This window comes from Verrucomicrobiota bacterium, from assembly GCA_021294815.2.
Lineage (GTDB): Bacteria > Verrucomicrobiota > Verrucomicrobiia > Opitutales > LL51 > LL51.
The window spans coordinates 556499-569846 of record CP095464.1 but is presented as its reverse complement, the minus strand read 5'-3'; the positions used below and the strand labels follow the sequence as shown (position 1 = coordinate 569846).

Sequence of the window (13348 nt, the reverse complement as noted above, 5' to 3'; positions counted from 1 at the left end):
GCCCCGAAAATCCCATAACCCTCCTGTAACGCGTTACCCGATCTGCCGAACAACCAGCCCCTGGTCAGTTACCTGCCCCCGTACCCGCGCTTCACCGAGCCCGAGGATAGCGACATCTTGGCCTTTAGCAAGATCGTATTGGTCCAAAAAGATGATATCGCCTTCGCCTAAATCCTTATATTCTGCCCGGGAGAGATCGGTTTGTCCAACACAGATCCGGTACGGGATTTCGACGTTATCGAGGTGGCGTAACTTAGGGATTTGAGTCATCTTTTTTGCGAGCTGTGCCAGCAGTGCTTCTGGAGCAACCAACCGCCCCGCTGTCGCATATTCGCCATTCATCTCAACGACGAAATTGATCCCGGTTGGTGTCTCACGGGATGTCTTGGAAAGCGATTCACACGTAATACCAACTCCTAATTTCTTCGAAAACTCACTCCAAAGCCCCTCAAGCGATTCCTGGAGGACAAGCAATTGTAGCGATTCCGGTAAGGCCAAGAGATCCGCTTCGCCAAACTTTGTCGTCAACTGCTCGAGTGGCGGAAAAGTATCAATCAAAAGATAGCAGGGGAATTGACCAACCTTTACGTCAATCTGAAAGGGTAACTGCGCCTCATGTGGCCGTAACTCAACGGATAACTCGCCACCCGGAACCGGAGTCGTAAACCGAACCTCTCGGCCGTAAAATACATTATCGATCGCGACCGCCTGCCGTGTTGTTTTTTCTAGTGTTAACTTTTGCTCCATCCCTTTTCCCCATTGTTACTTACGAGACGCTTTGCCCGATTTCCCGCATCATCGTTAAAAATTCCTCATCATGAATATTGAACGGCTTGCCGCCTTTGATCCGCGAGAACTGGATACAAGCTAGGCGATTATTGTCCTCTTCGTCATACCCAATTACGCCCGATTTACCATTTTGGGCACATTGGACGGCGAGCGCCGCGGACTCACGGATCATCTGTAGATCGCGTTCATTGGCCTTTGCTGAGCGCGCGAAATAACCGCTTTTTTGGACGAGTTTCTTTTCCGCCCCGATCTTTTCGGCGAATTCGCTCGCGAACCACTGCCCCGGGTTGATCGCATCGAGCTTGATATGTCCAAATGCATCATGGGCGATTTCCTTCTTTTGCGCTTCAAGTTCCTTAACGATACTCTCAACACCTGCACCCTCGCTGACAAATAAATTCACACAACCGTAGTGCTCTAACACATCTCGGAGACGTTCCGCCTCAGCCGCGATATCAAGCTTCATCTCGGGAATGTAGACGCCATGGACATCAAGTGCGCCCTGACTCAGGCCTAGTTCCGGTAAAAAGTGTTTCTGCGCGAGACGACGACGATATTCCAGGGCCGTTGCAACTGTTAACCAACCGCAGTTACGCCCCATCACTTCGTGGACGAGTAACATCCGTGGATTCGCTGTCGACTCCGCGACGACATTCTCGAAAAATCGTGCTCCCTCACAGGCCGCCGTAATCGCCCCCAAGCTCTGGGCAATCGGATAAACATCGTTATCAACGGTTTTCGGAAGCCCAATGACGCTCAACTTGTAGTCGTTTTGCTCTAAAAATTTTGCCAAATCGGCCGCTGCGGTATTGGTATCGTCGCCTCCAATTGTGTGGAGAACTTGGATTCCATCGCGCATGAGCTGCTCAGCTGCAACCTCTTGAGGATCGGCATCCTCGGTGACATATCCCCGCCGTACGCAATCCCGGACATTCGTCAGTTTCACTCGACTATTGCCAATTGGGCTGCCACCATATTCGAAAAACGTTGCGACATTTTGGCGTGTTTCCGCTGTTACGAGTACCTTTTCGCCCAGAAGCAATCCCTTATAACCGTCGCGGTAGCAGACAATTTCAACTTTAGGGCATTCTTGGCTATAAACCTCAATTAGAGCGCCAATCGCGGCGGAGAGGCAAGGCGCTAAGCCCCCTGCCGTGAGGATCCCGACTCGTTTCAGCTTCATTTTCAGAGGCGATGCTATCGAAAAAGCTATTTCTGTAAAGATTTAATGACACGGAGGTTCCTAATAGACATCACGCTGGTAGCGCCCGATCTGCTTGAGTTGCTTGAGATATTCCTCAGGAGCGGTAATTTTTCCCTGCTCTTGGAAAATTTTCAATAGCCGTGTTTCGACGTCGACCGCCATCCGGGCAGCATCGCCACAAATATAAATATACGCCCCCTCATCAATCCAATGCCAGAGCTCTGCCGCGTGCTCCCGCATACAGTCTTGGACATAGATTTTATAATCTTGGTCGCGTGAAAACGCCAAGTCAAGGCGCGTTAGGACTCCTTTCTTTTGCCAGGCCTCGAGCTCTTGTTGATAATAAAAATGCTCGCGGCGGTGTTGATCCCCAAAAAACAGCCAATGAGAGCCATGACTATGGCGTGCTGCGCGTTCCTGCAAAAAAGATCGAAAAGGCGCGATCCCGGTCCCGGGCCCAATCATAACAACAGCCGTGGTATCGTCCTCCGGCAACTTAAATTTTGAACTTATAACGGCAACACGTGCTTCATCTCCAACGTTTAGGGTTTCACAAAGATAATGCGACGCCACGCCGTAGGTCATTTTGCCCAAGCTATTTTGATAGGCCACTTCCGCGACGATCAGCTGGATCTGGCTAGGGTACGCTCTCTGCGAGGAAGTGATAGAATAGAGCCGCGGGCGCAGCGGTTTCAGTAAGGACAAAAGCTCAGTACCCGTAAAATGTACCTCCGGGAATTGCTCCAGTAAGTCTGCTAAAGAAAGATCAGCACCCAGTTGATCCCGGCGCGCACACGCTTCTGGGGATAGTCTTTGGCGCAACTCCGAACAAAATTTTTCTGTCAGATGTTGGAGGCAATAATTCTGCTGCAAATCCTGAGCGATTGTTGCGCCATTCTCAATGTGAGTAACGACGCGCTCTATAGCTGAAGGGGAATTTTTCGGAAAGACCGCAAGTGCATCGCCGGGCTGGTAAACGACGCACCTGGGGTCGATCGCAAATGCAAGGTGATAGACGCGCTTCGTGCTTTGGTTTCCCGATAGCAAACGCCGCTCGACGAGTCGCGCCATAAACGATTCCATAGCGTCATTCAACACAAGGAACGCGCGCTGGCAACGACGCTTTCGCCTAGAATTACTCCTTTTGAGGATTTTCTTCCGGGATCTCGCCCGGAAGATCGAGCTTTACTTCCTGTTCGGGAATTAGCAGCGTCGTCTCTTGCGATACCGTCAACGTCCCATCAGTACGCTGTTCGATTGCGGTCTCCTTCATCTCCAACGCGATCACTGACGTGCCTTCAGTTTTCTTCGGTGCCGGCAATTTTGGATTCAAAAACAGCTCACCATTCTCATATGCGACGACGTAGCCCTCATGAATCAGCCAATTAAGTCCTTCCAAAACCTCAGACTCCGCCAACTGGTTCGTCTCGATGTAGCCGTGTTGGATTTTTGCGAGATCGATCTTTTCAAGAGGCTCAAGGAAAGTAATAAGCGCATGGATTGTCGGCGTAAAGACATCCGCATCTGTACGGAATTTCCGCTTCATCGCGCACACATACGAGATCCCGTTCTTGCCTTTCCGGTAGATACCAAAGCCTGCTCGACGGAAACGGTTACGAAGGTTATTGGCGGTATCAAGAGGAAACTGCCGTTGACGCGTTAGGTAAAAATTGATCGCGCGCGAAAGCGGAACCGACGGAAGACTCGCACAGGCCGTTCCTAAGATCCGTACCGTCGTAACGTCGCGCAAAATACGGTCACGGTAGTATTTTAATAAATAATTGCGAACACCTTCTAGCGTTTCGATCGGCGCCAAGTCGGTTACGGACTCATCCAACGATTTCGGTGTATAGGTCACCTTATGTCGCATGCTTTCGACCCACTGCTGAATATCGGCTTCATCTTTCGTCGTCTCGATCTTCGTTAGGAAGCGCTCAAACGACATCGAATGGATCTTGGAGTTGAAGTGATCCCGCAAAATCGTCTTGTAGCGGTGGTAATTGGGTGCCGAAAGCAATTGCCCTGTAATTCCACAGCGATGGACACACGTAAAGCTCCCCTTCGGTGGCTCGACTTCTTCCTCTTGGATATCGAAAAATTCCGCAACGTGGTGGTCGACGATATACATCATCGCCTCGCGCTCCGACTCAAAAGGCAGATCATCTAGGAGTGACAGATACAACGGTGCAATCACGCCCTCCGCATCGGGCTTCCGGCGGATAGTAACGACAAAACGCTCGGGTTTTTGCAAGATCAGCTTCGCGACCGTAAACAGTTCGTAGGTCTTACCGCTTTTCCGCATTTCTTCCAGTAAGAGGTCGAACGACTGATCTTCCTGATAAAACTGTACCTCAAATGGCGGTGGAACAATACGACGCTCTTGGAATCGCCGTGGACCTCCACGGAAATTTCCCTCTCCTGAAAATTTCCGATCGCGGAACTCCCCTTCCCTTCGTGGTGGTCTCTCCGTACGGGGTGTATCGCTACGTTCGGCATTCGAATCGTTTCGGGGACGCTGAAACGAATTCCGATCGCGAGGGCCCGAAAAATTGCTACGGCGCGGGCCTTTATTAAATGGCCGGCGAGGAGGGCGATCCCCCGAGGGCGCGTTCTCATTAGGCGTCCAACGCGTCCCAAACGTCATTGTTTCGAGTTCTTTTAAATCGCCAATAATTGAAGTATCCGGTGCAGCGGCCTGTCCACCGACCGTCGTCGCCTTTACGTTTTCTGCTTCACCTTCCTCTGGCTCTAAATTTTCGTTTTCGTTCATTTCCAACCCTCGCTGCAATCGCTAACGCGCCTGTATGTTACAAAAATTCCCCAGAGCTCAATCTTTTTCGCGCATTGGCGCCTCATTAATGGGCCTACTTTCTTCTGTACATTGGGTACGATGATCAAATGCCTGCCAAAAAGATAACGGAAGCGCTTCGGGACGTGCAGTGATGGGTTCACCATGGCAGCGCAACAAGTCTTCCGCAACTGGGATAAGTGTTTTATCGAGATTCCGGAGGATTGATACTAACTGCTTCCGGCGTTGCGTAAAGATTTGACGAATCAGTGCGCGCATTGGTCCAGAAAATCTCCACCCTTGCTCCAATTTTTGGAGGTGTAAAATTACGGAGTCTACCTTGGGGGGCGGCTCAAAACTTGTGCGTGCTACGGGGACCATCGCTGTCGAACGATAGAGCCCGGAAAGCATCAAAGAAATTGCCGCGAAGTGCTTTGTTCCCGGGATTGCCGTCAGTCGCTGAGCAGCCTCACGCTGAAGCATGAGCGTCATCGTTTCCGGTAAATTTTCTTGCGACAGAGCTGCATCCAACCACGGCGTAGAGATATTGTACGGGAGATTCGCGACGACTTTAAATGGCCTGTTTTCGGCAAAACCGGCATACGGGAAACGTACGGCATCGCCTTGCATAAGGTGAAACTGTGGAATCTCGGCGAACGTGTCTCGAAGATAGTCGTAGAGTATTGTATCGACCTCAATTGCATCGACCGTACAGCCCCTTGAAAGTAAGGCCCGTGTCAACGTCCCCAGTCCCGGACCAATTTCGACAACGTCATCTTCGGGGTGAATGTCTGCGAGCGACACCGAACGCCAAACGACCTTCGGATCGACTAAAAAATTTTGCCCTCGCCACTTCGAAGGCCGCTTATCGAGTTGCTCCAGAAGCCGACGGGTCGCCGCTCGTGTTAATGGCGCTAACGCTACTGCTGCCTTCATGTACCGAAACATAGTGTAGATTTGAGAGAAAGTACACCCATTTTCGCAAAAAATGCTTTACAAGACCGCTAAAAACGCTCCCTTACGGGCGTATCGGGTTATGCAAAAGACACACAAAGCCATCGCGAAACGTTTTAAGATCACCGCCTCAGGAAAGATTCGACGCCGGACGGCTGGCGTGCGCCACTTTTTACGGAACAAAACTGTAAAGCAGCGGAGGAAGGCCCGACAGGATCAATCGGTCTCGCCTGGATTTTCGAAACAAATCATGGCAGCGGTGTCGGTTGGACTTTGATTTTCTAAACGGATTACGTGGTATGCGGGCGTTTTGGCGGCCTGGTATTGCGGCTTTGTTGTTAACGAGATAAGGAGAAAATATGCCAAGAGTAGTAAATGCAGTTGCGACGAAAAAGCGTCGAAATCGGTTAATGCGAAGTGCGCGAGGTTACTTCGGAAACAAATCGCGCCTGTTTCGGTATGCACGTGAGGAGGTTCGGCGGGCGGGTGTTTTTGCCTACCGTGATCGTCGGAAGAAAAAGACGACGATGCGCCAGCTCTGGATCGTACGTATCAATGCCGCCTGTCGGGAATTGGGCCTCCAGTACTGTCGTTTTATGGCCGCGTTGAAACAGCTCAACATCAACCTCGATCGTCGGGCGCTCAGCGAGCTTGCAATCTGGGATCCGAAGGCGTTCGAAGCGATCGTCGAACGGGCGAAAGGTTATCTCACAAGCAACCCAGCAAAATAATCATCGTCTCTGCCTTTACCGAGTATTAACGAAGTTGCGGCAGGAAGTTTAAATGTTTTTCCCCGTGGATCTGTTCGCGGGGTTGTTTTGTTTTATAAGACTCAGCGCACCGCGCTATGCGGCACAGGCTCCCACTTACGGTAGTCGCTCTGGGGATCGAAGTTCGTGTCCACTGAATCATTGGACGTCGCGAGCATGTTAATATATTCCGCGCACTCCTCAAGATCGTAGGCCATCGGAAGTAGCATCGGATCGTCACTTATATTATGCGTTGTCGGAAGGCTGTAAACTGGCCCTTCTTGGAATTCCAATACATCGCGCCCCACAAGCTTGATGTGACCATTCAGATAGGTGTAAAACTGCTCGCTATTTTTCCGTACACACACAACGTCCTCAAAGGGATGCGTCTGGGAGGCGATTGCTGGGCGATCGGGGACTGCATTGCGAAGACTTTTGCGAAACTCCAAAGCATCGATTTCATCCGTATCTTCACTGGCTTCTGCAACCTCCTGAAGTTTTTCTTCCTCACTTTCAATGGAACCCCAATCGATATCTTGGAGCGAAAGCGGATTGCGAATCTTGTGTGCCAAAGCGAGTGACTCATAAGAAAGAATTTCTAACTCCGGACGCGTCATCTTCAAGACACGAACAAGCATCAAAGTCATCCGAACACCCAGTAATTTTCCAGGCCCTTGGCAAAAAATAATGCGTTGAAATAACGGCTTAGCCGCAAAAATACGCTCAAGTAGGGCAAAAAATCCCCGTACCGTATCATCCTCCGTTGCAAAAAATTCCACAAAGCGATCCTCTGCCAGAATCCCAGCCTGAAAGCGGTTCGTCGACGCATCCACTACAAGCGCTTGAGCGACCATCCCACGATACATCACGAAATTCCAGCACGGGACAATAAAAATATTTATAAAAATCGCACTCTTCGCAGTTTCCATTCGATCCCCAAGAATTTTTCATTATGTTATTGACACGGGAGGTTTTAGCTGATAGGCCGTCCCGTAATTCTTCATGCGTGGGGAGGGCATTGATATGAGAGGGTTAGTGCAGCGATTTCGAGTGGTAGCGCCTTATGGGCGCCATAGGTACGCCTTGGGCCGCGATATTCAGTCGAAGTTGGCGACGGTAGCACTCGGTATCGGCTTTCCCCTATGTTTCAAACAAATTTCCGAAAAAAGTTTTGTCTTTTACTCGGTAATTCATACGTCACCCGTTGTGCTCGGGAGTGCCGTTTTCGGCGCTCTCTTCATGGGGTCTGGAACATTCGGGAAGTTTTGGTAGACCTGTGTCGCCTGCCAGCAACCATTTAAAAAAGGAATTACATGATTATTAGTTTAGGACTAGACCACCGGGCAGCCCATCTACACGACGTCATCATCGATCACCTCGAGGGGCTCGAGTTTGAGGTCTTAGACCGCGGCGCTAGTGATGCGACCCCGATTGACTACCCGGATGTCGCCCGAAAGGTCGCAAAGGACATCAAGACAATGCAGGCGAATTTCGGTATTCTGGGGTGCTATACCGGTATTGGGATGTCGATTGCTGCCAATAAATTTCAGGGAATCCGGGCAGCATTAGTCCATTCCGAGGAAGATGCATGTCTTGCCCGCGAGCATGCTGACGCCAATATCATGTGTATCTCGGGAGAAATCGATCCTGAACTTTTAAAAAAGATGCTTGATATTTTTCTGATGACAGAGTTTGAAGGCGGCCGCCACGAACGTCGGCTCAGCCGGATTGTTGAATTCGAGTTCGGACAAATGTAATCATGCGCATTGGGGGGCTACAGCGGCTTTCACTGGTCGACTTTCCAAAGAAACTTGCCGCCATTGTTTTTACCGTTGGCTGTAATTTCCGTTGTCCGTTTTGCCATAATCCCGAACTTGTTACAGGAGGCGCGAACGAATTTTCGGAAGCCGAATTTTTCGATTTTCTAGCCCAACGGACGCAACAGCTTGAAGGTGTTGTCATTACTGGCGGCGAACCGACACTCCACCACGATTTGCCGGAATTCGTAAAAAAGATCCGTGCATTGGGTTATGCTGTGAAGCTCGATACCAATGGTACGGCTCCTGAGATGCTCCAGCAACTCATCGATCAAAAACTTTTGGACTACGTTGCGATGGACATCAAGCACACCTGGGTGCGCTACCCCTTTGCTACCGGACTTCAACAGCTTCCGATTGCCAACATTCAGCGTTCTGCGGCGATTTTACTCCAAAATAAAGTCGATTACGAGTTCCGCACAACGGTCATTCGTGAGTTCCATAACCCCGAAGATATCGTCACAATGGCCCAACAAATTACGGGAGCCAAACGTTACATCGTCCAAGAATTTATCCCCGACCGGACACTGGATCCAACGTTTGGCAGAAAGTTACCCTTTGAGCGCGCGACATTAGAAGGCCTCGCTCCGGAGGTTCAGCACTACGTCCAGACGTTTGAAATCCGGCAATAGAGCGCGTTTTTTCGAAAAAAATTTTTTATCGAAAAAATTTTTGAACGTTCTCCCGGGAAGCTCGTCTTATAGGTATTAGCGAAATGTATTCCTTTTTTATAACCTAAGCGCTGCGCCTTATGCGGCGCTTTTTTATTGCTCTAAATGCGCGGTTTCCGGTTGCCTCTGCTTCACTTTCGATTTGTCTCAATTCATGGAGAAATTCTCGAATACCGTCGAGTTGAAGTCACTTCCCGAGGGGCAATCCGTCATCTTTAAAGCGGTCGTCGTCGTCCGTAAAGTCGAATCGCGAAATGCCAAAAATGGTTCCGAGTTCCTCAAGGTCGAGGTTGGCGATAAGTTTTCCTCATTTGGTTTTACGTGTTTTTCGAGCTCCTCGGTCTTTAATTTTTTCCACAGCTGCAATCCCGGCGATGTCATTTTTATCGAAGGGATGAGTCGACACTACCAGGGCACATTTAGCCCTGACATCCTTTCAGCGCGTCGGTTATCGGACCAGGAGATCCAAGAAGGCAACTGGCGTACACAGCTCGAGCAGACCTCGATGGAAGACCCCGAACAACTCCGGCAAGAACTTCTCGAAGACATTGAGTCTATCCAGCATCCACTCCTACAAAAAACCGTTAAGGTCGCGCTCAATGACGTCGGGGAGGCATTTTTTACGAGCGTTGCGGCGAAATCGATGCACCACGCCTATAAATCGGGGCTTCTCGAGCACACTGTTCATGTCACACGCGCCGGTATTGCTCTGCTCAAGGTCTACCCCGACATCCCATACGATCTCACCGTCGCGGGGATGATTCTTCACGACATCGGCAAGGTTCATGAGTACGCCGGCGACCTCGCGGTGACGCGGACAAAACTCGGGAACCTCCAGGGGCACATTATTTTGGGATACCGGATCACCCGGGCAGCGGGCCTTAAGTGCGGCCTCCCAACAGAGCTCCTCGAACGCCTAGAGCACATCATTTTAAGCCACCAAGGCCAACTCGAGTATGGCGCCGCGGTACTGCCGTCGACACCGGAAGCAATTTTTGTCTCTTTGGTCGACAATCTCGATGCCAAAATGGGAATGGTTTCGCACCTTCTCGCATCGACACCCGAAAGCCAGATATTTTCGGAGCGCTTTCCGGGACTTGAGACGCAAATGCTCGTCGAACGCCTGATATAGCCACAATTCTCCTTGTAAAATCCATAAAACTTCGTTGCATCCGCGCCAGGAGTTCAATGATGGGAATTGCAAGACTACAAAAACAGCTAGGGGCGATCTTTTTACTCGCGGGGACAGCGATTGGCTCGGGAATTCTTTCGTTGCCGATTGTATTGGCGAAATTTGGTATCGTAAACACATGCCTCATCATGCTCTTTTTCGCCCTGCTCATCTACCTTACGGCAGTCATTCGCTCCGACCTCAATCTCAATGCGCATGCCGACGCAACCCTCAAAGAACTCGGTAAAGAGCTGCATTGTCCATTCTGGGGAAGTTTCGGTAATTTTTTATTAATCGCGTTAAACTTCGCCCTTCTTGCCGCTTACATCCCGAGTTTTTCGTCGATTTTGTGCTCGCTTTGCGGCAATACTATCACGCCGACGACGATGATTTGCTACGCCTCCTCTGGGATTGCGCTGCTATTCTTACTCGCCTCAGACCTCATCGTCCACGTCAACAAATTTTTCTTCATCGCGTTATTCAGCACGTTACTGCTGTTGATCGTTTTTCTGCTCATACGGACACCAATCGCGTTTGTTCCTCAATGCGTTGCTCATATCACGCTCAAGGACTGGACTTGTCTCGTCCCGATTGTTTTTACGTCTTTTGGGCTTCAGGGTTCCATCCATTCGATGACGAAGTTCTGTCAAAACGACCGCGAGCTCATTAAAAATGCATGTTTCTGGGGAAGTCTGATACCCGCCATCGTGTACATTGTCTGGACGCTGGCAGTTCTTTTAATTGTCGCGAATACTGATGCCGTATTTTTCCAACGCATGCTCATGGATACGAATATCGATGTCGGCGCACTCGTGACCGTCCTCAGCAAAGCTGCTGCTTCGAAAAACATTCAAATTATCGTCTGGTTTGTTTCGTTGTTTGCGCTATTGACGTCGATTTTGGGCGTCGGACTTGCACTTTTAGATATCTTTCAGCGCCGGGAGCATTTTTCAAAATGGCTTTCAGTTGCTAGTATCGTCTTTCTACCGGCACTCGTTGCAGCATTTGTCCCCAATGCTTTTATCAAAATCCTTAACCTTGCGGGCATTATCCTCGCGACGTTAGCGATTATCGTCCCCGTTATTCTTGCGTTTAAGATGCAGGCTCGAGGGCACCTCAAGTGCGAACTGTTGCTGAAAAACAAACTCGTACTGTTCGGCGTATTTGTATGTGGCGTCGCCATTATCACGCTCGGAATACTGGAACAGGTCGGTTAACGATTGAGGTTCATCAAGAATTCAACATTCGTTGGGCACTTTTTTAAGCGGTTGATAAGCATCTCCATTGCTTCGACGGGTGGAACGCCTTGAAACGCGCGTCGTAGGCTGTAGACCTTCGTCAGTTCATCGGGATGGTAAAGCAATTCCTCCTTGCGTGTCCCACTGCGTTCAAGATTAATCGCCGGGAAAATACGCTTATCGGAAATCGATCGATCGAGGTGGAGCTCCATGTTCCCTGTCCCCTTAAACTCCTCAAAAATGACATCGTCCATACGGCTTCCGGTCTCGATGAGCGCGGTCGCGATGATCGTCAGACTCCCGCCACCCTCGATATTTCGTGCAGAACCGAAAAAGCGCTTTGGAAGCTGTAGCGCATTGGCCTCGACGCCCCCTGATAATACCTTTCCGGAACTCGGCTGTTCGGTGTTGTACGCTCGAGCGAGGCGCGTGATGGAATCGAGCAAAATGATGACGTGTTCACCGGCCTCAACCCAACGGCGTGCGTTCTCGATAACGATCTCCGCCGCATGGACGTGGCTTTCCGCTGACTCGTCGAATGTCGAGCTAATTACCTCTGCGCCTTTCACCTGGAGCGAAAAGTCCGTAACCTCCTCCGGACGTTCATCAATCAATAATACGATGAGCTTCGCCTTCGGTTGGTTATGGATAATGGCATTCGCAATCCCCTGTAACAGTACTGTTTTTCCGGTACGCGGCGGCGCGACAATCAATCCACGCTGACCAAACCCAATAGGCGAAAGCAGGTCAATCACCCGCATCGACAAATTATCGCCGGAACTTGCTCCTGGCTGTTCGAGAAAAATACGTTCCGTCGGATAGTACGGCACCAAATCCTTAAATCGCGGAAATTTCGACGCCTCCTCGGCGGGATGCCCTAGGACTTCCGTAACTTTAATTGCAAAAGGGCAAGTCGATTGCTCCTGTGGGCCGTGAACGTAGGCCATCAGTGTCTGTCCCCGACGTAACCCGAGCGATTGAATGAGGCACCGCGGAACGAACGTACTCTTGGCGCGAATCTTGTAGTTATCGCAAGCATAGGTGATGATGCCGTCGCCGCCTTCCATCGATTCTAAAATCCCGCGCACGGCCACCGGACGGTGTTCCTCTACTGCTGAGGCGATACAGCTATCGATAATTCGTCCCCGTGAGTTTGCCTCGTCGAGATCGATCGAGCTCGCGAAATCCGCCAGATCGTCATTCGACTTCGCCAGAACCTCATTGAGGTCGAGTGGCTCTTGAGATTCGTCAACAATTGTTTGGCAAAATTCATCCAACTTGGCGCGACCTTCCATACACTCGAGGCCACGTAGGTAACCGATAGAAAATGCCCCGATCCGAATTGTCGCCGCCGGACGCCGTCGGTTATTGTTATTCTGTCGATTATTATTAAACGGCGGATTTTTGCGGAAATTGTTTTCGTTCCCTTGCCGCGGATTATGGGGCTCGTTATTACGAAAATTGTTGCGCATCGGGTTATTTCCTCGATCCGAGGACTGTGATCGATGGTGATCGTTTCGGTTTTGATTCTCCGAATTGAGCGACTCCGGAGGACGCGGTAGCCGTCGGAATCGGCGGTATTGCGGCTCTTCGACGGTATCCATCATGGTATTGTCCCCTCTCGATACCGGTGACTCCGCAACAGGTTGTGAAACTTCTCGAACACTCTGGTCACTAACGGACTCGCTACGAACCGGGGACCAATCTTCGACAGCCTCAAGACGTACCGAATCGGAATACTCGTATGTGAGCGTAGACTCGGCAGGTGCTTCGTCGGTCGTTGTTGTTTTGGCCGCTCGAGACTTCCGAACCGTACGTTTTTGGGGTGCTGCCTCTGTCGTTAACGTTGACTTCCGCGTCGCCCTTTTCTTCGGTGCTGACGCCTCTTCGTTTAAGATTTCATCCTCCATGATATTTTTTTATCGAATCGCGCCTACGATGTGTGATCAAGCCGTCTAAAAAGCGAA

The 13348-nt window shown here is 50.4% G+C and carries 13 protein-coding genes; 6 read left to right on the top strand and 7 right to left on the bottom strand.

Features of this window, described 5'->3' with window-relative positions; translation table 11 throughout:
• Positions 1–33 precede the first annotated feature (33 nt).
• From LW808_002670 to rsmA, 5 genes are read right to left on the bottom strand one after another with little or no spacing between them, the layout of a single operon-like run.
• Positions 34–747: a hypothetical protein gene (locus LW808_002670; protein UPA28188.1), complete on the bottom strand. Its 714-nt coding sequence runs from the start codon at positions 745–747 to the stop codon at positions 34–36.
• Between the two features lie 19 nt (positions 748–766).
• Positions 767–1972 carry a pyrophosphate--fructose-6-phosphate 1-phosphotransferase gene (locus LW808_002665; protein UPA28187.1) on the bottom strand — a complete coding sequence of 402 codons (1206 nt, stop codon included), beginning with the start codon at positions 1970–1972 and terminating at the stop codon, positions 767–769.
• A gap of 60 nt (positions 1973–2032) precedes the next feature.
• Positions 2033–3076, bottom strand: a complete 1044-nt coding sequence (locus tag LW808_002660; GenBank protein ID UPA28186.1) for a hypothetical protein — start codon at positions 3074–3076, stop codon at positions 2033–2035.
• 52 nt (positions 3077–3128) lie between these two features.
• Positions 3129–4763 (bottom strand): hypothetical protein, encoded by a 1635-nt coding sequence (locus LW808_002655; GenBank protein UPA28185.1) that lies wholly within the window; start codon positions 4761–4763, stop codon positions 3129–3131.
• Between the two features lie 57 nt (positions 4764–4820).
• Positions 4821–5729, bottom strand: a complete 909-nt coding sequence (gene rsmA, locus LW808_002650; GenBank protein UPA28184.1) for a 16S rRNA (adenine(1518)-N(6)/adenine(1519)-N(6))-dimethyltransferase RsmA — start codon at positions 5727–5729, stop codon at positions 4821–4823.
• 88 nt (positions 5730–5817) lie between these two features.
• Here rsmA and rpmI point away from each other — a divergent pair, with 88 nt between their 5' ends.
• The gene (gene rpmI / locus LW808_002645) at positions 5818–6012 is read left to right on the top strand and encodes a 50S ribosomal protein L35 (GenBank protein UPA28183.1); all 195 of its coding nucleotides are present in this window, start codon (positions 5818–5820) and stop codon (positions 6010–6012) included.
• Positions 6013–6094: 82 nt separating this feature from the next.
• Positions 6095–6466, top strand: a complete 372-nt coding sequence (gene rplT, locus LW808_002640; protein ID UPA28182.1) for a 50S ribosomal protein L20 — start codon at positions 6095–6097, stop codon at positions 6464–6466.
• 101 nt (positions 6467–6567) lie between these two features.
• Here rplT and LW808_002635 read toward each other — a convergent pair whose 3' ends face one another.
• The gene (locus LW808_002635) at positions 6568–7413 is read right to left on the bottom strand and encodes a hypothetical protein (GenBank protein ID UPA28181.1); all 846 of its coding nucleotides are present in this window, start codon (positions 7411–7413) and stop codon (positions 6568–6570) included.
• 384 nt (positions 7414–7797) lie between these two features.
• Here LW808_002635 and LW808_002630 point away from each other — a divergent pair, with 384 nt between their 5' ends.
• The 4 genes from LW808_002630 (at position 7798) to LW808_002615 (ending at position 11360) form a co-directional block, all read left to right on the top strand.
• A complete protein-coding gene (locus LW808_002630; protein ID UPA28180.1) occupies positions 7798–8241 on the top strand; it encodes an RpiB/LacA/LacB family sugar-phosphate isomerase in 444 nt (147 codons plus the stop codon).
• 2 nt (positions 8242–8243) lie between these two features.
• The gene (locus LW808_002625; GenBank protein ID UPA28179.1) at positions 8244–8933 is read left to right on the top strand and encodes an anaerobic ribonucleoside-triphosphate reductase activating protein; all 690 of its coding nucleotides are present in this window, start codon (positions 8244–8246) and stop codon (positions 8931–8933) included.
• A 193-nt stretch (positions 8934–9126) separates the two neighbouring features.
• Positions 9127–10104 (top strand): HD domain-containing protein, encoded by a 978-nt coding sequence (locus LW808_002620; GenBank protein ID UPA28178.1) that lies wholly within the window; start codon positions 9127–9129, stop codon positions 10102–10104.
• Between the two features lie 59 nt (positions 10105–10163).
• On the top strand, positions 10164–11360 hold the full coding sequence (locus LW808_002615) for a hypothetical protein (GenBank protein ID UPA28177.1): 1197 nt from the start codon (positions 10164–10166) through the stop codon (positions 11358–11360).
• On the opposite strand, the gene rho is transcribed toward LW808_002615, so the two are convergent.
• On the bottom strand, positions 11357–13291 hold the full coding sequence (gene rho, locus LW808_002610; protein ID UPA28176.1) for a transcription termination factor Rho: 1935 nt from the start codon (positions 13289–13291) through the stop codon (positions 11357–11359). The two genes, LW808_002615 and rho, sit on opposite strands and share 4 nt — an antisense overlap.
• Positions 13292–13348: the final 57 nt, after the last annotated feature.